Source organism: Rhizobium sp. AG855, assembly GCF_003610655.1.
Classification (GTDB): Bacteria; Pseudomonadota; Alphaproteobacteria; order Rhizobiales; family Rhizobiaceae; genus Allorhizobium; species Allorhizobium wuzhouense.
This window is the reverse complement of record NZ_RAQG01000003.1, coordinates 379,412-401,271: the sequence shown is the minus strand read 5'-3', so window position 1 is coordinate 401,271 and position 21,860 is coordinate 379,412. Positions and strand designations below refer to the sequence as shown.

General features: G+C 63.9%; 21 protein-coding genes. 9 read left to right on the top strand and 12 right to left on the bottom strand.

Annotated elements, in window-relative coordinates; all coding sequences use genetic code 11:
• Nucleotides 1-403: 403 nt before the first annotated feature.
• Nucleotides 404-793, bottom strand: a complete 390-nt coding sequence (locus DFO46_RS01930; RefSeq protein WP_120276153.1) for a GFA family protein — start codon at nt 791-793, stop codon at nt 404-406.
• 105 nt (nt 794-898) lie between these two features.
• Nucleotides 899-1,855 (bottom strand): transaldolase, encoded by a 957-nt coding sequence (gene tal, locus DFO46_RS01925; RefSeq protein WP_110794101.1) that lies wholly within the window; start codon nt 1,853-1,855, stop codon nt 899-901.
• A gap of 175 nt (nt 1,856-2,030) precedes the next feature.
• On the opposite strand from tal, the gene DFO46_RS01920 reads away from it, so the two are divergent.
• Entirely contained in the window at nt 2,031-3,008 is a 978-nt protein-coding gene (locus tag DFO46_RS01920; RefSeq protein WP_120276152.1) for a sugar-binding transcriptional regulator, read from the top strand.
• Between the two features lie 67 nt (nt 3,009-3,075).
• Nucleotides 3,076-4,029: a class I SAM-dependent methyltransferase gene (locus tag DFO46_RS01915; protein WP_183041822.1), complete on the top strand. Its 954-nt coding sequence runs from the start codon at nt 3,076-3,078 to the stop codon at nt 4,027-4,029.
• A gap of 17 nt (nt 4,030-4,046) precedes the next feature.
• Here DFO46_RS01915 and DFO46_RS01910 read toward each other — a convergent pair whose 3' ends face one another.
• Entirely contained in the window at nt 4,047-4,931 is an 885-nt protein-coding gene (locus tag DFO46_RS01910; RefSeq protein ID WP_120278103.1) for a bifunctional helix-turn-helix domain-containing protein/methylated-DNA--[protein]-cysteine S-methyltransferase, read from the bottom strand.
• Between the two features lie 81 nt (nt 4,932-5,012).
• A complete protein-coding gene (locus DFO46_RS01905) occupies nt 5,013-5,510 on the bottom strand; it encodes a DUF2244 domain-containing protein (protein WP_165826445.1) in 498 nt (165 codons plus the stop codon).
• A gap of 22 nt (nt 5,511-5,532) precedes the next feature.
• Here DFO46_RS01905 and nth point away from each other — a divergent pair, with 22 nt between their 5' ends.
• Nucleotides 5,533-6,312, top strand: coding sequence for an endonuclease III (gene nth / locus DFO46_RS01900; RefSeq protein WP_120276150.1), 780 nt, complete (start codon nt 5,533-5,535; stop codon nt 6,310-6,312).
• A 3-nt stretch (nt 6,313-6,315) separates the two neighbouring features.
• Here nth and DFO46_RS01895 read toward each other — a convergent pair whose 3' ends face one another.
• The gene (locus tag DFO46_RS01895; protein WP_110794096.1) at nt 6,316-7,029 is read right to left on the bottom strand and encodes a sulfate transporter family protein; all 714 of its coding nucleotides are present in this window, start codon (nt 7,027-7,029) and stop codon (nt 6,316-6,318) included.
• Between the two features lie 75 nt (nt 7,030-7,104).
• On the bottom strand, nt 7,105-7,893 hold the full coding sequence (locus DFO46_RS01890) for a carbon-nitrogen hydrolase family protein (RefSeq protein ID WP_120276149.1): 789 nt from the start codon (nt 7,891-7,893) through the stop codon (nt 7,105-7,107).
• 216 nt (nt 7,894-8,109) lie between these two features.
• Between DFO46_RS01890 and DFO46_RS01885 the strand changes: the two genes are divergently transcribed.
• The gene (locus DFO46_RS01885) at nt 8,110-10,059 is read left to right on the top strand and encodes an AI-2E family transporter (RefSeq protein WP_120276148.1); all 1,950 of its coding nucleotides are present in this window, start codon (nt 8,110-8,112) and stop codon (nt 10,057-10,059) included.
• 118 nt (nt 10,060-10,177) lie between these two features.
• Nucleotides 10,178-10,660, top strand: a complete 483-nt coding sequence (locus tag DFO46_RS01880) for a hypothetical protein (protein ID WP_120276147.1) — start codon at nt 10,178-10,180, stop codon at nt 10,658-10,660.
• 69 nt (nt 10,661-10,729) lie between these two features.
• On the opposite strand, the gene DFO46_RS01875 is transcribed toward DFO46_RS01880, so the two are convergent.
• Both DFO46_RS01875 and DFO46_RS01870 read right to left on the bottom strand, forming a co-directional pair.
• Nucleotides 10,730-11,893, bottom strand: a complete 1,164-nt coding sequence (locus DFO46_RS01875; protein WP_120276146.1) for a M20 aminoacylase family protein — start codon at nt 11,891-11,893, stop codon at nt 10,730-10,732.
• 153 nt (nt 11,894-12,046) lie between these two features.
• Nucleotides 12,047-12,739 carry a phosphatase PAP2 family protein gene (locus DFO46_RS01870; protein ID WP_120276145.1) on the bottom strand — a complete coding sequence of 231 codons (693 nt, stop codon included), beginning with the start codon at nt 12,737-12,739 and terminating at the stop codon, nt 12,047-12,049.
• A gap of 234 nt (nt 12,740-12,973) precedes the next feature.
• Between DFO46_RS01870 and DFO46_RS01865 the strand changes: the two genes are divergently transcribed.
• The 4 genes from DFO46_RS01865 to DFO46_RS01845 all read left to right on the top strand — a co-directional run bounded on the left by DFO46_RS01865 (nt 12,974) and on the right by DFO46_RS01845 (nt 18,265).
• A complete protein-coding gene (locus DFO46_RS01865) occupies nt 12,974-13,984 on the top strand; it encodes a P1 family peptidase (RefSeq protein WP_120276144.1) in 1,011 nt (336 codons plus the stop codon).
• Between the two features lie 453 nt (nt 13,985-14,437).
• Nucleotides 14,438-15,808, top strand: a complete 1,371-nt coding sequence (locus DFO46_RS01855) for a bifunctional enoyl-CoA hydratase/phosphate acetyltransferase (RefSeq protein ID WP_183041918.1) — start codon at nt 14,438-14,440, stop codon at nt 15,806-15,808.
• The gene (locus tag DFO46_RS01850; protein ID WP_120276142.1) at nt 15,805-17,010 is read left to right on the top strand and encodes an acetate/propionate family kinase; all 1,206 of its coding nucleotides are present in this window, start codon (nt 15,805-15,807) and stop codon (nt 17,008-17,010) included. Before DFO46_RS01855 ends, DFO46_RS01850 begins: the two co-directional genes overlap by 4 nt.
• 61 nt (nt 17,011-17,071) lie before the next feature.
• Nucleotides 17,072-18,265 carry an alpha-D-ribose 1-methylphosphonate 5-triphosphate diphosphatase gene (locus tag DFO46_RS01845; protein ID WP_120276141.1) on the top strand — a complete coding sequence of 398 codons (1,194 nt, stop codon included), beginning with the start codon at nt 17,072-17,074 and terminating at the stop codon, nt 18,263-18,265.
• Between the two features lie 21 nt (nt 18,266-18,286).
• Here DFO46_RS01845 and DFO46_RS01840 read toward each other — a convergent pair whose 3' ends face one another.
• Genes DFO46_RS01840 through DFO46_RS01825 form a run of 4 tightly spaced genes read right to left on the bottom strand, consistent with a single transcriptional unit; the run spans nt 18,287 to nt 21,859 of the window.
• On the bottom strand, nt 18,287-19,036 hold the full coding sequence (locus DFO46_RS01840; RefSeq protein ID WP_120276140.1) for an ABC transporter ATP-binding protein: 750 nt from the start codon (nt 19,034-19,036) through the stop codon (nt 18,287-18,289).
• Entirely contained in the window at nt 19,033-19,866 is an 834-nt protein-coding gene (locus DFO46_RS01835; RefSeq protein ID WP_120276139.1) for an ABC transporter ATP-binding protein, read from the bottom strand. Before DFO46_RS01835 ends, DFO46_RS01840 begins: the two co-directional genes overlap by 4 nt.
• Nucleotides 19,863-20,795 (bottom strand): ABC transporter permease, encoded by a 933-nt coding sequence (locus tag DFO46_RS01830; RefSeq protein WP_120276138.1) that lies wholly within the window; start codon nt 20,793-20,795, stop codon nt 19,863-19,865. Before DFO46_RS01830 ends, DFO46_RS01835 begins: the two co-directional genes overlap by 4 nt.
• Complete coding sequence (locus DFO46_RS01825; RefSeq protein ID WP_110794082.1) at nt 20,792-21,859, bottom strand: ABC transporter permease; 1,068 nt, start codon at nt 21,857-21,859, stop codon at nt 20,792-20,794. The genes DFO46_RS01830 and DFO46_RS01825 overlap by 4 nt, the downstream gene beginning before the upstream one ends.
• Nucleotide 21,860 lies beyond the last annotated feature (1 nt).

Sequence of the window (21,860 nt, the reverse complement as noted above, 5' to 3'; positions counted from 1 at the left end):
CACTCCGCAAGGAGCAGACTGCCGCAGCCGGACCCGCGCCCGGTCATCCTCGGTCCTCGGGTCATCCTCGGGTTAAACCCGAGGACGAGGATGACGAGGACCGTCGCCGCCTTGCCAGAGAGACGCATGCAGCGGGAATAGACGCCGAACGAGGCGCCGGAAGGAGCCACATACATTACTTAGACAGGTTGGCGCCTCGCCGAGACAAGTTTAGCCCACCCGGAGGGAGTTGATCCCGACCGGCGGCGAAGCTTGGGTTTTTTGACATTGATACAACATCACCCCTCACCCTGAGGTGCCCGACACAGTCGGGCCTCGAAGGGCGAGGCCACCCCGCTTCCCCTCATGCTGAGGTGCCGGGCAACGCCCGGCCTCAAAGCACGAGGCCACCCCGCCCCGCCCCTCAAGCCCCGCGCTCCTCCCCGGGCCGATCCCGCTCAAACCGTTCCTCCATCGGAAACTCCGGCAGCCAGCTCTCCCGCCGGATCGTCCAGAGCTCGTAGCTCGGCTGGAACACATTGATGTCGTCAAAGGCCCCGAGGTTTACCTCGATCTCGGTGCCGCTGCGGTTGAAAACCCTGGAGCCGCAGATGGAGCAGAAGCAGCGACCGTCATACATCTGCGGTTCGCCCGCGATCCGCACCTGGCCTTCGGGATAGATCGCCGACGCATGGAACAGCGCGCCGTGATATTTCCGGCAATCCAGACAATGGCAGATGCCGACGCGATCGGGATCACCCTCGGCCTCGAACCGCACCTTGCCGCAGACGCAGCCGCCCGAAAGAATCGCCATATCCCGTTCCCCTTCCCTGAACCGGCAGCCTGCCACAAATGAAAGATGGCCGCAGCTGTCGCCGCGGCCATCCCCAAACTCTGGATTGAAGGATCGGTTGCCCGATCAGGCAGCCAGTGCCTTGGCGATCTGACCGCGCAGGGTGCCGAGATCCTTGGCAAAGCCGCGAATGCCTTCGGCGAGCTTTTCGGTCGCCATGGCATCCTCGTTCATCGCCCAGCGGAAGGCCTTCTCGTCGAGCGAGACATGCGGCTCCGCCTTGACGCTGTCGGGCGACAAAGCGCGCTTCAGAGTGCCCTCGGCGGCATTCAGCTCGTCGAGCAGCTGCGGGCTGATCGTCAGGCGATCACAACCGGCCAGCGCTTCGATTTCGCCGGCATTGCGGAAGGAGGCACCCATGACGATCGTGCCGATGCCGTTGGCCTTGTAATAATTGTAGATCGAGCGGACGGAGACGACGCCCGGATCGGTCTCGGAGGTGTAATCCTCGCCGGTCGACTTCTTGTACCAGTCGAGGATGCGGCCGACGAAGGGCGAGATCAGGAACACCTTGGCTTCGGCGCAGGCAATCGCCTGGGCCTTGGAGAAGAGCAGCGTCAGATTGCAGTCGATGCCTTCCTTCTGCAGCACTTCGGCGGCGCGAATGCCCTCCCAGGTGGACGCGAGCTTGATCAGGATGCGGTCCTTCTCGATGCCGCGCTCCTTGTAGCCGGCGATGATCTGATGCGCCTTGTCGATCGACGCCTTGGTGTCGAACGACAGGTCGGCATCGACTTCGGTCGAGACACGGCCCGGCACGAGAGCGGCAAGCGCTGCACCGACGGAGATCGCCATGCGGTCGGCAATCGCGCCGATCACGGCATCATCCTTGCCGCCCTTGGCCTTGCCCCAGGTGATCGCTTCCTGGAAGGCATCCTTGAAGGCGTCGGTGCCGAGCGCCTTCAGGACGATCGACGGATTGGTGGTGCAATCGACCGGCTTCAGGCGAGCGACGGCCTCGATGTCACCGGTATCGGCGACCACGGTCGTCATGGAACGAAGCTGTTCGAGTTTCGAGGTCATCGGGTCATCCTTCGGCTCAACGAAATGGGTTGGCGACCGACGGCGGACCACCGGTCTTGTGCCCGGACTATCGCCATCCGATGATGGCAAAGTCAAGACATATGTCCTTTGAATTTGACATAAGTATCATGAAAACGGATAGTGGCGCCTGGAAGTTCCCGATACGAGAGAGATCTTGGCGAAGCTCAGACGCGACACCCATTCGACCTATTCGGACGCAAGCGCCCTGCGCATCCGCGCGGCCTGGCTCTATTACAACGAGGGCCTGACGCAGAAAGACGTCGCCGATCGCCTGGGCATCAGCCGCTCGACGGTGATCCGCATGCTGGACGAGGCGCGAAAACGCGCCGAAGTGCAGATCTGGATCAGCGATGGCGTCGCAGATTGCGTCGAACTCGCCGTCCGGCTGGAAAAGGCCTATGGCCTCGATGAAGCGGTCGTCGTGCCCTCCCCGGACAAGGAGGACGCCGGATCGATCGCCAAGGCCGTAGGCCTGGCCCTCGGCCAGTTCCTCACCGAAGTCATCACCGACGACATGACCATCGGCGTCGGCTGGGGCCGAACCATGACCGCCTCGCTGTCAGGCTTCCGCCCGCCGAACCGCGAGAACTGCAAGGTCGTCTCGCTGCTCGGCGGCATCGTTGCGGTGCGCCAGACCAATCCGATCGACTACACCTGGCGGCTGGCAAGTCAGCTCGGCGCCGAATGCTACATGTTTCTCGCCCCCCTGCTCGTCGATTCCGTGACGACCAAGCAGGCGCTGATCGAAGAATGCGGCCTGAAGGCGATCTACGATCTGGCCGAAAATCTCGACCTCGCCATCGTCTCGTGCGGCGATATCGGCCCGCACTCGACCTCGCTGTCTGAAGGCTTCATCAGCCAGCAGACGCTGACCGAACTGGTCGAGGCCGGCTGCGTCTGTGACACCATGTTCAACTTCCTCGATGCCGACGGCAACTCGGTCGCCCACCCGATCAACCAGCGTGTGATGTCCGTCGATCTCGATACGCTGAAGAAGGCGAAACACATCGTGCTGTCATCGGGCGGTGCGCATCGTGCGAAGGCGATCCGGGCGACGATCAGAAGGATCGGATGCAACACGCTGATTACCGATGAAGCGGCGGCGCGGGAGTTGCTGGGGCTGGCGAATTAGGGATAGTGTAACGGCGTTAAACTCGCCAGTGGCGAGAAAATACTTTCATTGCCCCGGGAATTCCATTTTGGCTCAGCGTCTTTTACGTCAGTTCCGCTACGGCAGGACCTTCGCCTTCCTCAGACGCCTCACCAGCAGCCGGTCGAAGATCATCCGCGCCGTGCGCAAACTCTATCGGGACTATGGCCTGGAAAACCGCCCTTGCGTCTTGTGTGGCGGACGCGAATTCACCCTGATCTGCGAGGGCGACAGGTATGGCTTCGACCTCGACAAGCAGATCTGCGACCACTGCGGCCTCGTGCAAACCAGTCCGGCGGTCAAGAAGGACTTCCTGGACGTCTTTTACCGCGACCACTACCGCCGCCTTTATACCAAGCGCAACGATGTCGATCACGCCCGTCTGGTGCACGAACAGAGGCAGAAGGGTGAGCGTTTCCTGGCCTATCTTGAGACGACCTCCGTCGCCGCGAGCCTGAAGGATCTCGCCGTCATCGAAATGGGCTGTTCTTCGGGGGGCATCCTCGATGAATTCAGAACCCGGTGCCGCAGCGTCCAGGGCTGCGATCTCGATATCGAGGCAATACGTTACGGCAAGGAACAGCTGGAGCTCGACCTGGAAGTTGCCGAATTCCCGACACATCTCCCCGACGGACCGCGACTCTTCATCCTCTCGCATGTCCTGGAACACACGCATGATCCGCTCGCATCGATGAAGCAGATCAAGACCTTGATGGCAGCAGAGGATTACCTGTTCATCGAGGTCCCTGGCATCAACATGGTCGCCGAAGGCGACTACAAGCACGACTTGAAGTCGTACTTCCATCTTGCCCATGTCTGCGACTTCTCGGAAGGCACGCTGCGCGCACTCGCCGCTCGCGCCGGCTATGAGGTGATCAGTTGCAACGAGACAGTCACAGCACTCCTGCGCCCCTCAAGCGAAGCGGAATTGCCATGGCAGCGCAGCGAGAAGGATACACCGGAAAACATTCTTCGGATCGACGCAACCCGCAAAGGCCGCTGATCGGCCCGAAGACCGCCTCACCCTTTCCCGGCTTCCCATCCCAGCATCGCCCGCTTGCGCGTCAGCCCCCAGTGATACCCCGTCAGCGCGCCGCTTTTTCCCAGTGCCCGGTGGCACGGCACGACAAACGAGATCGGATTGCGGCCGACGGCGGCACCGACGGCCCGGCTGGCGGTCGGCTGGCCGATCTTCTGGGCGATATCGGAATAGGTGACGGCGCGCCCGAGCGGAATTTCCAGCAGGCTTTCCCAGACGCGGATCTGGAAATCGGAGCCGATCAGGACGACGCGCAAGGGTTCCTCCGCCGACCACCGCTCGGGATGGAAGACACGCGCCGCGTAAGGCGCCGTGGCCTCAATGTCCTCGACATAATGCGCATTCGGCCAGCGCTGAGCCATGTCGTCGAAACAGGCGACCTCGCCACCGGGATCGGCAAAGGCAAGACCGGCCAGGCCGCGGTCGGTGATCATCACAAGCGCCAGTCCGAAGGGCGACGGATGGTAGCCATGGCGGATGGTAAGCCCCGCCCCGCGCGCCTTCCACTCGCCGGGGCTCATCGCCTCATGCGTGACGAAGAGGTCGTGCAGACGGCCCGGCCCGGAGAGACCGAGTTCCAGCGAGGTTTCGAGCAGCGGCAGTTCCTCGCGGCCGAGCAGCCGCTTGGCATGATCGAGCGTGACCGCCTGCAGGAAAGCCTTTGGCGAAAGCCCGGCCCAGCGCGTGAACGTCTTCTGCAACTGCGTCGGCGACTGGCCCAGCCGATCCGCGATCAGCTCCAGCGACGGCTGGCTCTGATAGTCGAGCGTCAGCATCTCGATCACCTGACGCACGGTCTCATAGTCCGAGCCGTCGGGCGTGACATCTATCGTGCGGGAAAGGTCGATCTGTTGTGCAAGCGTCATGGCAAAATCCTCATCTTGCGCAGACTTCACCATGGGCAACACCATTATGCCACCCGTTTCTTGCGCCGGAAGGTAGAGGCTTCAGATGCGCTGCTTGGCTGTCGCCAAGGCGCCCTTGAAGGCCTTGGCGAAACTTTCGCGATCATCGGGGTTGAGGAAGGAGCCGATATCGGTCCGCCGCCCCTCGCCGGCCACCCCCATGGAGGTGATGCCGAACTCCTCGTGACGCTTGACGAAGAAACGCGCCCAAAGCGTCTTGAAGCGATGTTCGGTCATCCGGCCGGCCGGCGTGTATTTCCGGATCGACAGGTTGGTGCGTGACACCGTCACCTCTTCACGAGCCCGCGCGGCGCGGTAGTTCAGCCAGAAGGCGCCGTACAGCAACACAAAATCGAGCCCGAAAAACAGGCCGATCGGCCAAGCACCGGTCGCCATGAAAAAACCGGCATGCACCAGGCAGACGATCCCGGTGATCGCAAACAGCACACGATAACCTTTGCGGCCGAGCGACCGATAAGGAGTCAACTCTGCGGCGAAAATTGGCTGGTCTGCAGCCTGCTCGACATTGCCTTCCACGATTGCACCCGACTATAGGTTTTGCATGACTGAAGCGAAGCCGAAATCCAGCACCCAAACCTTGAAAAAGTCAAATCCGGAGACCCGTCGCAAGCCGGCGACACGCCGTCGCACGGCCTATTCGCGGGCCGAACTGGAGGAGATTTTTCGCCGCTTCTCGATCCAGAGGCCGGAGCCCAAGGGCGAGCTGGAACACGTCAATCCGTTCACGCTGGTGGTTGCCGTAGCACTCTCGGCCCAGGCGACCGACGCAGGTGTCAACAAAGCGACACGCGCCCTTTTCAAGGTCGCCGACACGCCGGAAAAGATGCTGGCTTTGGGGGAGGAAAAGGTCCGCGACTACATCAAGACCATCGGACTTTTCCGCAACAAGGCGAAGAACGTCATCGCCCTGTCCCGGAAGCTGGTGGACGATTTCGCCAGCGTCGTGCCACGCACACGCGAAGAACTGGTGACGCTACCGGGCGTCGGGCGCAAGACCGCCAATGTGGTGATGTCCATGGCCTTCGGCATCCCGACCATGGCGGTCGACACCCATATCCTCCGGATCGGCAACCGCATCAAGCTCGCGCCCGGCAAGACGCCTGACGAGGTTGAAGCCATCCTGATGCGGATTATCCCCGAGCAGTATCTCTTCCACGCCCATCACTGGCTGATCCTGCATGGCCGCTACTGTTGCAAGGCCAGGCGTCCCGAATGCGAACGCTGCGTCATTGCCGACATCTGCAAGTCGCAGGAAAAGACGGTGGATGTGCCGGCCCCGCTGGTCGAACTGCCGCCGCAGGCGATCAGCGCCGTGGAATAATGCTCAGCGCGCGAGCGCCCCATCCCGCGCCGCGAGCGCCTTGTGCAGATGCACCATCAAGCCTGCAGCAAAAAGCGGCGTCAGCAAGTTGAGGATTGGCACCGCGAGGAAGGCTGCAATCACGAGACCGGCCATGAACACCGTTCCCGAATGCCTTGACCGCAACAGCTTCGCCTCCTCCACCGAGCGGAAGCGCATGGCGGCGAATTCGAAGAATTCCCGGCCGAGCAGATAGCCGTTGACCAGGAAGAAGGCGAGGATATTGACGCCCGGAATGAAGAGCAGCATCAGCGCAATCAGGTTGCCGACGATCACGACGCCGAAGAACTTGATCGAGGCAAGGATCGCCTCGCCGATTGGCATGGCCTTGCCCGGCGGGTCGTTGGGATAATCGCGTTTCTCGACCACCTCTGCCACATCGTCGAGAAAGAGGCCGGCGATGATCGCGGTCACCGGCGAGAGCAGAAGCGCAAGGCCCAGCGCAAGCCCGATGCTGGCGAGGATGCCGAAGACGAAGGTGAGCCACCCCGCCCAGGCCGGAAGATCGGGCACGAAACCTTCGATGAAGGGCATGACGAAGGCGATGAAGCTCTCGCGCAGACCGAACCACAAGCCGATCAAGACGAGGACCGTGAGGCCCAGCGTCTTCCAGAAAACGGAGCGCGTTTCCGGCGCAAAGAGGTTGCGCAGGGAGAGCGCGGCAGCATCGAATATCATCAGGGCCTCCTTCGAACTTGGCCATGATGTAGGTGCGATGGTTCCCCGCTGCAATCGGCGCCGTCGCGCGTGAGATCAGCCGAGGCGGTAGAGTGCCGGGCGCCGGTCGGCAAAATAGGGGTTCTGCGATTTGGCACCGGCATAGGCGGAAGTATCCACCTCCGCCACCAGCAGGGTCTCGCGCAAGCCCGCCCGCGCCAGTTCGTCGCCATCGGGGGCCAGGATCACCGAGCGTCCGCCATAGGACAGATCGTTCTCGGTGCCGCAGAGATCGGCATAAACGAGGAAGACGCCATTTTCGAGCGCCCGCGCCGGCACCACGGTATCGGCAATGCGCCGGCTGATGATGCCGTCCGGCAGCGCCGTCGGCACGATCACAAGTTCGGCTCCGGCCAGCGCCAGCGTGCGAACGTTTTCCGGGAACTCCACATCGTAGCAGATCAGCATGCCGGCCTTGATGCCGCCGATCTCGAACACATGCGGCGCCTCGTCGCCGGGTGCAAAGGCCGCCCTTTCACCGTCGCCGTAAAGATGGCTCTTGCGGTAGAATTCGGCCGAGCCGTCCGGCCGCACGAGCACGGCGGAATTGAACACGCGGTTGCCGTCGCGCTCGGGAAAGCCCGCACAGATGGCAAGCCCGCAATCGGCCGCGATCTCCGTCAGCGCGCCGACAATCGAACCGTCCCGTCCCTCGGCGAGGTCTTCGAAGGCAGCACCCTGTGCATAGCCGCTGGTCCCCAGTTCCGGCGCCACCAACAGTTCGGCGCCCATCTCGGCAGCGGCCATCGCCGCCTGGGCGATCTTGCCGATATTGCCGGGCACATCGCCGGAGATCGGCTGCATCTGGTAGAGGGAAATCAACATGCGGCACCTGTCGGACTGAGGGGTTTTCGCTAGACTTGAACCTCTTGGATAGCTGACACAAGCGGCAACTCCAAGGCACGGAATGCGACCCGTCGGAATGCTTTGCGTAGGCACACGGCGAGTGGATCAAAAACCGCTCAGAACCGTTGTATCGCAGGCATCGACGAAAGCCGGCCATGTGGCCGGCGGGCGGTGGTCTGGGGAACGAGAAACATCATGGACAACCTTCGGGTGGGCAACCTCGAATCGCTCGACATTGCGCAGCGCACGACGGACGCGTCGGCTGCAACGAAATTCAGCGGCCGGACGATCCTGATCCTGATCGGCGTCGCGGTCATCCTGAAGGTTGGTCAGGAGATCCTGGTCCCGCTCGCGCTCGCACTTCTCCTCACCTTCGCCCTTGCGCCGATCGTTTCGTTTCTCCGCAAGCGTTCGGTGCCGAAGATCGTGGCCGTCATCTTTGCGGTTGTCTCCGCCTTTTCCGCCATTGCCCTGTTCAGCTTCCTGGTCGCGACCCAGGTGTCGAACCTCGCCGAAAACATCCCGACCTATCAACGCAACATCGTCGACAAGGTCCAGTCGCTGCGTGCGGCAGGTTCCGGCAACGGCGTGATCGAGCATCTGAGCCGTGTCGCCGAGCGGGTCGGTTCGGAACTGCAGATCCGCGCCGAGGAAAGCCAGGAGGCCGAAGCCGTTCCCCCGGCCGTGGACCGCGACCCCCTGCCCGTCGAGATCATCACGCGGTCGAACCCGATCCAGACGCTCGGCAATCTGATCCTGCCGCTGATCAGTCCCTTTGCGACGGCCGGCCTCGTCGTGGTCCTCGTCATCTTCATGCTGCTGGAACGCGAGGATCTGCGCGACCGGTTCATCCGTCTGGTCGGCCTCGGGGATCTGCACCGCACCACGTCTGCCCTTCAGGATGCCGGCCGGCGCGTCGGTCGATATCTGCTGATGCAGCTGGTGGTGAACACGCTTTATGCCGTACCGATCACGCTCGGGCTCTGGATCCTCGGCATTCCCAACGCCCTCCTCTGGGGCCTGCTGACGCTCGTCCTGCGTTTCGTGCCCTATATCGGCCCGGTCATCGGCATGGTCCTGCCGCTCTTCCTGGCGCTTGCGATTGCCCCCGGCTGGTCGCTGGTGCTGTGGGTCGCGGCTCTCTTCGCCACCGTCGAACTGATCAGCAACAACGTCATCGAGCCCTGGCTTTACGGCGCCCATACCGGCCTGTCGCCGCTGGCGATCATCGTCTCCGCGATCTTCTGGTCATGGCTCTGGGGGCCGCTGGGGCTGATGCTCTCGACGCCGCTCACCGTCTGTCTCGTGGTCCTGGGCCGCCACGTGCCGCAATTCGCCTTCCTCGACGTCCTGCTCGGCAACGAAGCCGTCCTCGAACCGCATGAAAAGCTCTATCAGCGCCTGTTGGCCGGGGACCCGAGCGAGGCGACGGACAATGCCGAGGAGTATCTCGAGGAGGAATATCTCGCAGATTATTACGAAAAAGTCGGCCTGCCCGCCCTGCTGCTCGCCGAAGTGGACCGCCAGCGCGGCGTGATGAGCGACGTCCAGTTGCACCAGTTTGCCAGCAATTGTCGAGCACTGGTCGAAAACCTCTCCGACATCGCCGAGGAAGAGGAAAACGAGGACATCCAGCCCCCGGATGCGCTGGAGAAGCAGGATCCGGCCCATGCCGAGGAACTGCCAGATGGCGAGGGTCGGACCGTGCTTTGCCTCGGCGGACGCGGTGCCATGGATGATGCCGCCGCCGCCATGCTGGCGCAGGTCCTGGAAGTCCAGGGGGCAACGGTCTATTCCGGAACCCATGCGGATCTGACCGCCCGCCCGGCCGTGCAGCCCCGCATTGAGGGCGTCGAGACGGTCATCATCGCCTTCTTGAACGGCAACTCGAAGTCGCATGCCCGCCTGATGGTCCGTCGGGTCAAGCGGCTGAGGGCAGATGTGCGGGTCGGCATCATGATTCCGCTTGCCAACGGCACCGATCATCCCCGGATCGAGGCTGCGGAGATCGGTGCCGACTTCGTCTGCCAGAGCATGTCGCAGACGGTGATCGATGCCCTCACGGTTGCGCCACCCGTCAGCCTGCAGGTACCCGTGCGCCGGGCGGCACGGCCGCGCGCACGCCTGGTCAAGGCGGTGGTCTGAGGAGCGGAGCCGCCTTTTCAGCGCAATGGGCGGCCAGAATGCCGCACATCCGTTGCCTTTCCGGCCCGGAAGCTTATCTTGCCGGCATGACATTTCGTTTCGCCACAGACTTGACCGCATGATCTGGGTCGCGGCCGCCTTGGCGCTGATCGCCATCTTCCTCCTTCGAAAGCGCGCATGGGCGATCGGCTTTGCCGTCGCGATTGCGGCAATCGCCGGGCTGATCTGGTTCTTCACCGAATCCGACTCGCGCCGCCAGAGCAGTGAAAACGCAGCCGTCACGGTCAGTGCCGTAGGCGACCCCAGGATCTGCGTCGATCCGGCGCTGCCGGTCGCCGTCACCTTCACCAATGGTGCAGACCGCGCCATCAACCGCCTGTCCTTCGACCTGATCGGCATGCCGCAGGGGAAGACTGCCGTGGTCTATCGAGGTTTTCTGCGCGATGACCAACTGATTGCGCCCGGCCAGACCGTGACCCGTTGCTACGCCTTGCTCTTCCACGGCTTTTCACATCCGCGCCCGGCCATCATCGATGCGACGAAATATGACTGGAATGCCCGGATCACGCTGCTCGATTTCGGCCAGGGCCCGCAATCGTGACCGGCGCGACAAGCGCTCGGCCGATGCTCTCGGCATCGACGCGGGTCAGCGCCGGAATGTAGGGCAAACTCAGGCCGCGAGCGCCGTCTCCGCCAGCGTCACCCAATAGCTGATTCCGTAGGGGATCGCCTCGTCGTTGAAATCATAGGCCGAGTTGTGCAGGTTGGCCGTATCCCCATTGCCGATGAAGACGAAAGCCCCTGGCCGCGCTTCCAGCATGTAGGAAAAATCCTCGGCGCCCATGGCCGGCGGGAATTCGTCGCTGACCGCTTGCGCGCCGGCCACCTTGCGCATCACGTCGAGCGCAAAGGCCGTTTCCGTGGCGTGGTTGAAGGTGACGGGATAGCCGCGATGATAGCTGACCTGCGCCTGTGCGCCCATGGCCATGGCGATCCCGGTCGCGATCTCCTTGATCCGGGTTTCCGCCATGTCGCGCAGTTCCGGCAGGAGCGTGCGCACGGTGCCGGACAATTTTACGCCGTCGGGAATGACGTTATAGGCGTCGCCACCGTGGATCTTGGTGACGGTGACGACGACCGACTTCAGCGGATCGGTCTCGCGCGCCGCGATTGACTGCAGCGCCACCACGACCTGGGCCGCCGCCAGCACCGGATCGATCGACTTGTGCGGCTGGGCGGCATGGCCGCTGCGGCCGTTGATCTGGATGTCGAACTGGTCGGCCGCCGCCATCACCGAGCCCTTGCGGGTGGCAAAGGTGCCGACCGCCATGCCCGGATGATTGTGCATGCCATAGACCTCGGAGATGGCGAAATTCTCCATCAGGCCGTCGCGCACCATTTCGCGCGCACCGCCGCCACCCTCTTCCGCCGGCTGGAAGATGACCGCGATCGAGCCCTTGAAATTGCGGGTTTCCGCCAGATGTTTCGCCGCGCCCAGCAGCATGGCGGTATGGCCGTCATGTCCGCAGGCATGCATCTTGCCGGGCGTTTTCGATGACCAGGCCTTGCCCGATACCTCGTGGATCGGCAGGGCATCCATGTCAGCGCGGAAACCGATCACCGGACCATCGCCGCGATTGCCCTTGATGATGCCCACCACGCCGGTGCGGCCGATCCCCGTCTTCACCAGATCGCAGCCGAATTCCTTCAGCTTGTCAGCCACGAAGGCGGCCGTGCCATGCACGTCGAACAGCAGTTCCGGATGCTGGTGCAGATGCCGCCGCCATTCGGCGACTTCGGGCTGAAGCTCGCTGGCACGGTTGATGACGGGCATGAAAGACCTCTTGAAACGAAACGTCCGGATGAAATTTCACCGACACTGTTTCCGCGATCAGCCGCTTTGGCAAGGCGCAAATGCCGTTTTGCATCGAAATGAAGCGCCCGCCTGCATGGCCCGAGGTTCAGCCACGCAGACCGGAAAAACCTCTCAGCGCCGCCCCAGCATCCACCGCGCCACGAACCAGCTGCCGCAGGCCCAGACGGTTCCGGCCGCCCATCCGCCGAGCACGTCGGTCGGGTAATGCACGCCGAGATAGATGCGGCTGAGGCCGATGATCAGCGTCAGCACCACCGCGACCAGCGGGAAAAAGTAACGCAGCGAAGGCTGCTCCTCGATGCGCGACAGCATGGCGCCGAGCGTCAGATAGGTGATCGCCGAGAGCATGGCATGGCCGCTCGGAAAGCTCATGTCGGTGACTTCGACGAGATGCTGCACCACCTCAGGCCTCGGCCGCGCGATGCCGATCTTGATCGCGCTGCTGAGAGCCCAGCCACCGAGGATCGATCCGGTGACGAAGAGCGCCGTGCGATATTTGCGGCGCAGCGTCAGATAGACGACGACGAGCGTGACGATCAGCGTCAGCACGGTCACGCCGCCGAGTGCCGTGATGTCGACCACCATCTTGGTGAGCCATGTGGGGCCGATCGGCAGGGCCGGATCGGTCGGATCGCGCAACGCCAGAAGCACGCCCTCATCGAAGGCCCGCGTCTCGCCCTCCAGCACCTCGCCCGTCAGTTCGAACAGAAAATAGGCGACCAGAGCCGCCACCAGAGCCGTCAGCCAGACCCGGGCTTCGGCCGCCGAGGCGATACGGGTGATATGGTGCTTGATACGCTGCATGGGCGAGTTCCTGTTCGGTGGCATTATGGCTTACATCGCGTCGGAGGGCGGCGGCGTCAACCCGAGGCGGTCCGGCAAATCTGGGCGGGTTGAGGTATTGGGGGAGACGGCGGGCCTTTGTGGGGGATTTGCCCTATGGCAAAAGCCATCGACCAAGCAATCGAGACTTCCAAACACCTTGATCTTCTCCCACACCACCGCCACTCTCCGCCCACCCATCCGGAGACACGCCCCATGCCCCACGGCCCCCTCAACCTCCTCACCGACATCGACGGCCTCGCCGTCGGCCATGCAACCGATCTGACGCTCGGCTCGGGCGTGACCGTCATCCTCTTCGACGAACCGGCAACCGCGTCTGGAACGGTGCTCGGCGGCGCGCCGGGCGGACGGGATGTGACGTTGCTCGATCCCTCGATGACGGTGCAACAGGTCGATGCCTTCGTGCTCTCGGGCGGCTCGGCCTTCGGGCTTGATGCGGCGGGCGGCGTGCAATCGGGCCTAAGGGCGGCAGGCCGCGGCTTTGCCGTGGGCTCGGTGCGCGTGCCGATCGTGCCGCAGGCGATCCTGATGGATCTCCTGAATGGCGGCGACAAGGGCTGGGGCCTGCATGCGCCCTATCGCGACCTCGGCTATCAAGCCTACCAGAACGCCGCCAAAGGCGCTTTCCCGCTCGGCACAGTCGGCGCGGGGACGGGTGCCACGACGGCCAATTGCAAGGGCGGCCTCGGCTCGGCGAGCGCCGTCTCGTCATCGGGGCATACGATCGCGGCCCTCGTTGCCGTCAATGCCATGGGCTCGGTGACCGTGGGCGACGGCCCGCAGTTCTGGGCGGCCCCCTTCGAAGAGGCGGACGAATTCGGCGGGCTCGGCCAGCCCGCTCATGTCAGCACCGAGGACCGGGCCATGCGTATCAAGGGCCTGCGGCTGACGGCGACGACCATCGGTGCGGTCGTGACCGATTGCGTTTTGTCGAAACCCGAACTGCACCGTCTGTCGCTGTCGGCCCATGATGGCCTCGCCCGCGCCGTGCTGCCCGCCCACCTGCCGCTCGACGGCGACACTGTCTTTGCCGCCTCGACCGGCAGGCGTCAGGGCAATGGGGTCGCCGACTTCATGGAACTTTGCCATCTGGCGACGCTGGTCATGGCACGGGCGATTGCGCGCGGGGTGTATGAGGCTGTGGCGCTGCCGTATGCGGATGCGCAGCCTTCCTGGCGGGATCGGTGGGGTGATGGGACGAAGTAAAGGGGGCCTCCGGTCGGACTTTTCTCAACACTCTTGCGTCTTTGCCTGCGGTACCCCCCTCTGCCCTGCCGGGCATCTCCTCCTCAAGGGGGGAGATCGGATTGCGGCCTCTGCCAGGGCTAGCTCGAAGAACTGCGGAGCCTGTGAGGTCAGTTCCGTCCGTGTTACAGAGGTGCAAACGCAGGCTGGCAATCTCCCCCCTTGAGGGGGAGATGTCGGCGTAGCCGACAGAGGGGGGCACCGCGCGGCAAGCCCCAAGCGGAACCCAGCCTCCCCCTCCAGACTTACCCACCAAGACTTTCGCCCCATCGCCCCTTGACCCAAGTCAAGGACATCCCACCCTTCCCCGAAGAGATTGCAGGCCAAGGTTGATCACGCGGCTGACGCGGATCACCCACAGGATGATAAGAGACCGGAAGGGAGGCTGGTCGGACAATGGAAGACGAAAGCGACATGGAAAGACCAGTGCTCACCAACCGCACCTTCGATGAGTTGAAGCTCGGCGATGCCGCGAGCCTCAGCCGCATGATCGGCCCTGACGACATCGAACTCTTTGCGGCATTGTCGGGTGACAACAATCCGGTGCCGCTTGGCCAGTCGCTGATCCCGGCGGGCATGATCTCGGCCGTGCTCGACACCCGCCTGCCCGGCCCCGGCACGGTTTATCTCGGCCAGGATCTGGAATTCTGGAAGGAGATCGCGACAGGCGACCGGATCACCGCGACGGTGACGCTGATGAAGAAGGAAAGCGACGGTCGCACGCTGGTCTTCGACACGCGCTGTGTGAACCAGAACGGCGAACCTGTTCTCGTGGGCAAGGCCCGCGTGCGGGCGCCGGTCGAGCGCATCAGCTGGTCGGAAAACCTGCCCCCCGATGTCTCGCTGCAGCGGCACGACCGTTTTGACGCCATCGTCGCCGAAGCCCGCAGCCTGCCGATGGTCAAGACCGCCCTTGTCCACCCCTGCTCGCCGGAAGCGATCGAGGCGGCTGTCGAAATCCGCGACGAAGGTCTTCTGGAGCCGATCCTGATCGGTCCGGAGGCCAAGATCCGGGCGGCGGCCGAAAAGGCCGGTATTTCGATCGCCGGGCTCGAAATCCTTCACACCGAACACAGCCATGCGGCCGCTGCCCTTGCCGTGGAACTCGCCGTCGCCGGCAAGGTCGGCTCGGTGATGAAGGGCAGCCTGCATTCCGACGAGCTGCTCGGCGCCGTGGTCGGCAGCGGCTCGGGGCTGAAGACCGAACGCCGTGTCAGCCATGTCTATGTCATGGATGTGCCGGCCTATTCCAAGCTGCTGATCGTCACCGATGCCGCGATCAACATCGCGCCGACGCTCGAGCACAAGCGCGACATCTGCCAGAACGCCGTTGATCTCATGCATATGCTGGGCGTGGCCGAGCCCAAGGTCGCGGTGCTGGCGGCCGTCGAGACGGTCAACGACAAGATGCCGGCGACGCTGGAGGCAGCGGCCCTCACCGTCATGGCGGCCCGCGGCCAGATCCGGGGTGCCAAGGTCGACGGCCCGCTCGCCTTCGACAATGCGATCAGCATGGAAGCCGCCCGCACCAAGGGCATCGTTTCGCCCGTCGCCGGTGACGCCGATATCCTGCTGGTGCCGGATCTCGAGGCCGGCAACATGCTGGCCAAGCAGCTCCTCTATTTCGCCAATGCGGATGCCGCTGGCCTGGTGCTCGGCGCCCGCGTGCCCGTGATCCTTACCAGCCGCTCCGACAGCCTGCGTGTGCGCATCGCCTCGGCAGCCCTCGCCAAACTCGTCGCCGCCAAGAAGGCCGCAGCCCTTGCCCTGGGGCCGATGGCATGAGCCAGAAACTGCTGCTCACCTTCAATGCCGGCTCGTCCACAGTGAAGATCGGCATTTTCGCCCGCGAACACAATGGGGCAAAGCGCATCGGCAAGGGTCTCATCGACTTTCGCGCCGAGCCGCTGACCTTTCACCTGATCGAGGGTCCCCAAATCTTCGACGTGCCGCTGGTGGCAAAGACCGATGACCTGCTGCACGACGTCTTGGAAGAGGTCTTCGACTGGCTCGGTGAACACTATGATCTCGACGCCGTCTCGGCGGTCGGACATCGGGTGGTGCATGGCGGCGATCTTTTTGGCGAGGCCGTGAGGATTGACGACGCGAGCCTCGCCGGCATCGAGAGCCTGGTGACGCTGGCACCGCTGCACCAGCCGCAGAACCTGCGCCTGATCCGTGCGATTGCCGAGCTGAAACCCGGCATGCCGCAGACAGCCTCTTTCGACACCGCCTTCCATCGCACCCAGTCCGATGTTGTCAGACGCTTCGCCATCCCGCGCGACTGGTTCGACAAGGGCGTGAAGCGCTACGGCTTTCACGGGCTGTCCTATGCCTATATCGCCGGGGCGCTGAAAGCGCTGGACCCGGAACGGGCCGGCGGCCGCGCAGTCGTTGCCCATCTCGGCTCCGGCGCCAGCCTTTGCGCGCTGGAACATGGCGTGAGCCGCGACACCTCGATGGGCTTTTCCACCATCGACGGCGTGCCGATGGCCACCCGTTCCGGCGCCATCGACCCCGGCGTGCTCTTTCATCTCGTCGAGGCGCATGGAATGAGCGTCAAACAGGTGGAGGAGATGATCTACAAACAGTCCGGCCTGCTCGGCCTGTCCGGCATCAGCGCCGACAGCAGGGTCCTGCTGGAAACCCCTTCGAAGGAGGCGTGCGAGGCTCTGGATGTCTTCACCTTCCGCATTGCAGGCGAAGTGGCACGTCTGGCCGCCACCCTCGGTGGCCTCGATACGCTGGTCTTCACGGCCGGCATCGGCGAGAACCAGCCGACGATCCGCCGGTCGGTGGTCGAGCGCCTGCGCTTCCTCGGCCTTCTGCTCGATGGGGATAGGAACGACCGCAACGAGGGGGTCATTTCGCGCGAGGAAAGCCGGGTCAAGGTGCGCGTCATCGCAACCGACGAGGAGCAGGTGATCGCCGACGACTGCCTGCGGCTGGACGCGCAGGACAACGCAGCCCTTTATCGCGTGCTCTGACACCAAAGCGTCATGAAACGCGCCTAGAGACGCTTCGACTGCGAGCGGATGGAGGCGAGTCATGCTGCGACAGACGGATGCGACGGGTGAAACCTTCGAAGCGGCGCGCGGTGAGGTGCTGATCCTCTCCAATGCCCGCGTGGTGACATCAGGCCATGTCTTGCACGGCTCCGTGGTCATCGAAGACGGCCGGATCATCGAGGTCCACGAAGGCCCCTCGCGCCATGCGGGATCGATCGACTTTGCCGGCGACTATCTGCTGCCCGGTTTGGTCGACATCCACACCGACCACTTCGAAAAGCACCTGTATCCCCGCGCCCATGTGCGCTGGGATTTCATGCGCGCCGCCTTGGCCCACGACGCCCAGATCATCGGCGGCGGCGTCACCACCGTCTTCGACAGCCTCTGCGTCGGCGCCACCACCGACAATCCGGAGCGGGCGCAAATCCTGAAACCGATGATCGAGGCGCTGGAGCAGGCTCAAAGCTCTGGCATGCTCAGGGCCGAACATCTCGTTCACCTGCGCTGCGAACTGACGGACCCGGCAACCCCGGCGCTGACGGCGGAGAACATCGACCGGGAGATTGTTCGCGTGCTCTCGATCATGGAGCACCTGCCCGGCATCCGCCAGAGCCGCGATATCGAGGCCTATGTCGCGAGAGCCTGCAAATCGACCGGCGAAAGCCCGGCACTGGTGCGCGAGAAGATCAAGGTGCTCGTCGCCGAGAAGAGCCACTTTGCGGCGATGACACGGCCGGAGGTCGTGGCACTCGCCCGCGCCCGCTCCATGCCGCTGATGAGCCATGACGATACTGACGTGGCCCATATCGAGGAAGGGCTGGCGGAGGGCGTGTCGATCTCCGAATTCCCCTGCTCGATGGAGGCGGCGCAAGCGGCACGCGATGCCGGCATGCGCATTGTCGCCGGTGCGCCGAACCTTGTGCGCGGCGGCTCGCAATCCGGCAACATCGCCGTGCGCGATCTGCTGGCGGACAAGCTGGTCGACATCCTCGCGTCGGATTACGTGCCGCGCTCGATGCTGGATGCGGCCTTCATGATCTCTGCCGATCCCGGTCTCGACTACGACCTGCCGAGCGCCGTCGCTCTGGTGACGCGCAACCCGGCGCTCGCCGGCAATCTCGCGGACCGCGGCGCGATCGAGATCGGCCTCAAAGCCGACCTGATCCGCGTCGATCTGCAGGACGGCCATCCCTTCGTGAAGTCCGCCTGGCGCTCGGGCCATCGCGTCGCCTGAGAGAGCCTCGACCGGGACCGCTCAGACGCGCCGAAAGCCTTCGCTCGCCATCATCAGCTGGCGGGTATAGTCGGTCGAGAAATCGCCGTTGCGCAACTGCTCGACGCTCAGCGTCTCGACGATCTTGCCGGATTTCATCACCGCCAGATGCTCGCACATATGGCTGATGACCGCGAGGTCGTGGCTGACCATGACGAAGGTCAGGCCGCGATCCCGACGCACCTGTTCGAGCAGATTGAGGATTTCCGCCTGGATCGAGGCATCGAGCGCCGAGGTCGGCTCGTCGAGCAAAAGCACCTTCGGCTCGAGGATCAGGGCGCGGGCAATCGCGATGCGCTGGCGCTGGCCGCCGGACAGCTGGTGCGAAAAACGGAAGCGGAAGCCGGCGCCCAGGCCCACCTCGTCCAAGGCGCGAGCGATGCGCGTTTCGGCATCGGAGAACCCGTGGATCGTCAGGGGCTCGCGCAGCAACCGGTCCACCGTCTGGCGTGGATGCAGCGAACCATAGGGGTCCTGGAAGACCATCTGCACCTGGCGATAGAATTCCTTGTCGCGCTTGCGGCCCTCATAGAGCCTGCCGTTGACCGACAGGATGCCGCTGCTGAAGGAATTCAGCCCGGCGACCGCGCGTAGCAGCGTCGATTTGCCGGAGCCGGATTCGCCGACGATGCCGAAGGAGGCACCGTCCTCGACGTCGACGCTGACGCTGTCGAGCGCGCGGTAGCCGTCGAAGCTGACGACCATGTCCCTGATGGCGAGAACCGGCCTCATAGCTTCCACTCCGCCTGACGGGAGAGCACCGGCAGCGGATGACGGTCGGCGGCGATCTGCGGCAGGCATTCGAGCAGTCCTCGGGTGTAGGGATGTTGGGCCTCCCGGAGCCGCGTCGCCTCGATTTCCTCGACCACCCGGCCGGCATACATGACGAGCACGCGGTCGCAGAAGGACGAGACGAGCCTGAGGTCGTGGCTGATGAAGATCAGGCCCATGCCGCGATCGCGCACCAGCGCGTCGAGAATGGCGAGCACTTCGAGCTGCACCGTCACGTCGAGGGCCGAGGTCGGCTCATCGGCGATCAGCAGTTCCGGCCCGCAGATCAACATCATCGCGATCATCACGCGCTGGCCCATGCCGCCGGAGACTTCATGCGGATAGAGATCGAAGACGCGCTCCGGATTGCGGATCTGCACCGCTTCCAGCATGGCGAGCGCCCGTTTGTGCGCCTCGCCGGACGATACCTTTTCATGGGTACGGAGCGTCTCCATGATCTGGCGTCCGACGGTCATGACCGGGTTCAGCGAGTATTTCGGATCCTGCAGGATCATCGCGAGCTGCTTGCCGCGCAGCGAGCGGCGACGGGCGGGGCTCGCTTTCAGAAGATCGGTATCGCCGAACTGCAGCCGCTCGGCCGTGATCCTCGCCTGGGGCGAGGTCAGCCCCATGATGGCTCGTCCCGTCTGCGACTTGCCGGAGCCGGATTCACCGACAATGCCGAGCCGTTCACGTCCGAGCGTGAAGGACACGCCGCGCACCGCCTCGACGAGGCCGGTGCGGGTGGGGAAGCTGACACGAAGGTTTTCGACGGTCAGAAGCGCGCTCATTGGCCGGCCTCCTTCGGATCAAGCGCATCGCGCAACCCGTCGCCCAAGAGGTTGAAGCCGAGCGAGACGATCAGGATGGCAAAACCCGGCATGGCCGCGACCCACCACTGGTCGAGGATGAAGCGCCGACCGGATGCGATCATCGCGCCCCATTCCGGCAGCGGCGGCTGTGCGCCGAGGCCGAGAAAACCCAGCCCGGCAGCGGTCAGGATGATGCCGGCCATGTCGAGCGTCACGCGCACGATGACCGACGACAGGCAGAGCGGCACGATATGCGACAGCACGATCCGGAGCGGCGAGGCGCCCATGAGCTGTACCGCCGCGATGAAATCCGAGTTGCGGAAGGTCAGCGTCTCGGCGCGTGCGATACGGGCATAGGGCGGCCAGGAGGTAATCGCGATGGCGAGAACCGCATTCTCGATACCGGGGCCGAGCGCTGCGACCAGCGCCAGTGCCAGGACGAGCTTCGGGAAGGCGAGGAAGATGTCGGTGATCCGCATCAGCAAGCCGTCGACCCAGCCGCCGGCATAACCGGCAATGGTGCCGACGATGAGGCCGACAGGGGCTGCGATGATCGCAACCAGCGCCACGACGAACAGCGTCAGCCGCGAGCCGTGGATGAGGCGCGAGAGGATGTCGCGGCCCTGATCGTCGGTGCCGAGCAGATATCCTGCACTGCCGGGCGGCAGAAGGCGGGCATTGCGCAGGTCACCCTGAACAGGCGAATGCGGCGCCAGCACATCGGCAAAGGCGGCGACGAAGAGAAGCGCGATCAGGATGGCGAGGCCCGCCAGCGCCAGCCGGTTTTCGGCGAAGCGCTGCCAGATGATATAGGCGCGTCCACAACGGGCCTGCAGGCGGGATTGCGGCCGGTCCGACGTGAGCCAGCCTTTCCAGGTGAGTTCGGAAGCGGAGACGGGTGTGGTCATCGGCTGCGCGTCCTCGGATCCAGCATGCGATAGAGAATATCCGACAGAAGATTGATGCCGATGAAGACGGATCCGATCACGATCGTCCCGCCGAGCACGGCGTTCAAGTCGGCATTCTGCAGCGAATTGGTGATGTAGAGCCCAAGCCCCGGCCAGGAGAAGATCGTTTCCGTCAGCACAGACCCTTCAAGCAGGCCGGCATAGGAGAGTGCAATGACCGTGACCAGCGGCACTGCGGCATTGCGCAGAGCATGGAACCAGATGATCCGGGTTTCGCTCAGGCCCTTGGCACGGGCGGCAACGATGTATTCCTGCGCCAGTTCGTTGAGCATGAAGGAGCGCGTCATGCGGCTGATATAGGCCATGGAGAAATAGCCGAGCAGACCGCCAGGCAGGATGATGTGGCGGAAGAGATCCCACAACACGTCCCATTGCCGCTGCATGGCGGCATCGAGCAGGAAGAAGCCGGTGACCGGGGTGAAGCTGTACTCGTAGACGATATCGACACGGCCGGGATAGGCAACCCAGTTGAGCTTGGCATAAAAGAGCAGCAGCGCCAGAAGCCCGAGCCAGAAGATCGGCACGGAATAGCCGATGAGGCCGACGACCCGCACCATCTGGTCGGCGATCGAGCCGCGCTTGACGGCGGCGAGCACGCCGAGCGGAACGCCGAGCACGGCGCCGATGATCGTGCCGACGGTGGCAAGCTCTATCGTGGCCGGAAAGACGCGGGCGATGTCTTTCATCACCGGATTGGTGGTGAGCACCGACACGCCGAAATCACCCGACAGCGCCTGGCGGACATAGATGATGAACTGCTCCCAGAGCGGCAGGTTGAGGCCGAGCTCCTCGCGCACGCGCTCGACGACATGCGACGGCGCCCGATCGCCGACGATGGCGAGCGCCGGATCGATCGGCACCACGCGGCCGATGAAGAAGGTGACGGCCAGAAGGCCGAGATAGGTGGTCACCACCGTCAGCAGAAACTTGCCGACGGCGATGGCGATCGCAGAGGCGCGCCTGGAAGCGCGCCTCTCGTCGACCTGGCTGTCCACGGAGGTCAAG

Coding starts and splice junctions, on each gene's coding strand:
- nth (WP_120276150.1), top strand. CDS start 5,533: ATGACTGAAGCGAAGCCGAAATCCAGCACCCAAACCTTGAAAAAGTCA.
- tal (WP_110794101.1), bottom strand. CDS start 1,855: ATGACCTCGAAACTCGAACAGCTTCGTTCCATGACGACCGTGGTCGCC.
- DFO46_RS01910 (WP_120278103.1), bottom strand. CDS start 4,931: ATGACGCTTGCACAACAGATCGACCTTTCCCGCACGATAGATGTCACG.
- DFO46_RS01850 (WP_120276142.1), top strand. CDS start 15,805: ATGAGCCAGAAACTGCTGCTCACCTTCAATGCCGGCTCGTCCACAGTG.
- DFO46_RS01865 (WP_120276144.1), top strand. CDS start 12,974: ATGCCCCACGGCCCCCTCAACCTCCTCACCGACATCGACGGCCTCGCC.
- DFO46_RS01845 (WP_120276141.1), top strand. CDS start 17,072: ATGCTGCGACAGACGGATGCGACGGGTGAAACCTTCGAAGCGGCGCGC.
- DFO46_RS01890 (WP_120276149.1), bottom strand. CDS start 7,893: ATGTTGATTTCCCTCTACCAGATGCAGCCGATCTCCGGCGATGTGCCC.
- DFO46_RS01875 (WP_120276146.1), bottom strand. CDS start 11,893: ATGCCCGTCATCAACCGTGCCAGCGAGCTTCAGCCCGAAGTCGCCGAA.
- DFO46_RS01835 (WP_120276139.1), bottom strand. CDS start 19,866: ATGAGCGCGCTTCTGACCGTCGAAAACCTTCGTGTCAGCTTCCCCACC.
- DFO46_RS01885 (WP_120276148.1), top strand. CDS start 8,110: ATGGACAACCTTCGGGTGGGCAACCTCGAATCGCTCGACATTGCGCAG.
- DFO46_RS01880 (WP_120276147.1), top strand. CDS start 10,178: ATGATCTGGGTCGCGGCCGCCTTGGCGCTGATCGCCATCTTCCTCCTT.
- DFO46_RS01930 (WP_120276153.1), bottom strand. CDS start 793: ATGGCGATTCTTTCGGGCGGCTGCGTCTGCGGCAAGGTGCGGTTCGAG.
- DFO46_RS01855 (WP_183041918.1), top strand. CDS start 14,438: ATGGAAAGACCAGTGCTCACCAACCGCACCTTCGATGAGTTGAAGCTC.
- DFO46_RS01870 (WP_120276145.1), bottom strand. CDS start 12,739: ATGCAGCGTATCAAGCACCATATCACCCGTATCGCCTCGGCGGCCGAA.
- DFO46_RS01840 (WP_120276140.1), bottom strand. CDS start 19,036: ATGAGGCCGGTTCTCGCCATCAGGGACATGGTCGTCAGCTTCGACGGC.
- DFO46_RS01895 (WP_110794096.1), bottom strand. CDS start 7,029: ATGATATTCGATGCTGCCGCGCTCTCCCTGCGCAACCTCTTTGCGCCG.
- DFO46_RS01830 (WP_120276138.1), bottom strand. CDS start 20,795: ATGACCACACCCGTCTCCGCTTCCGAACTCACCTGGAAAGGCTGGCTC.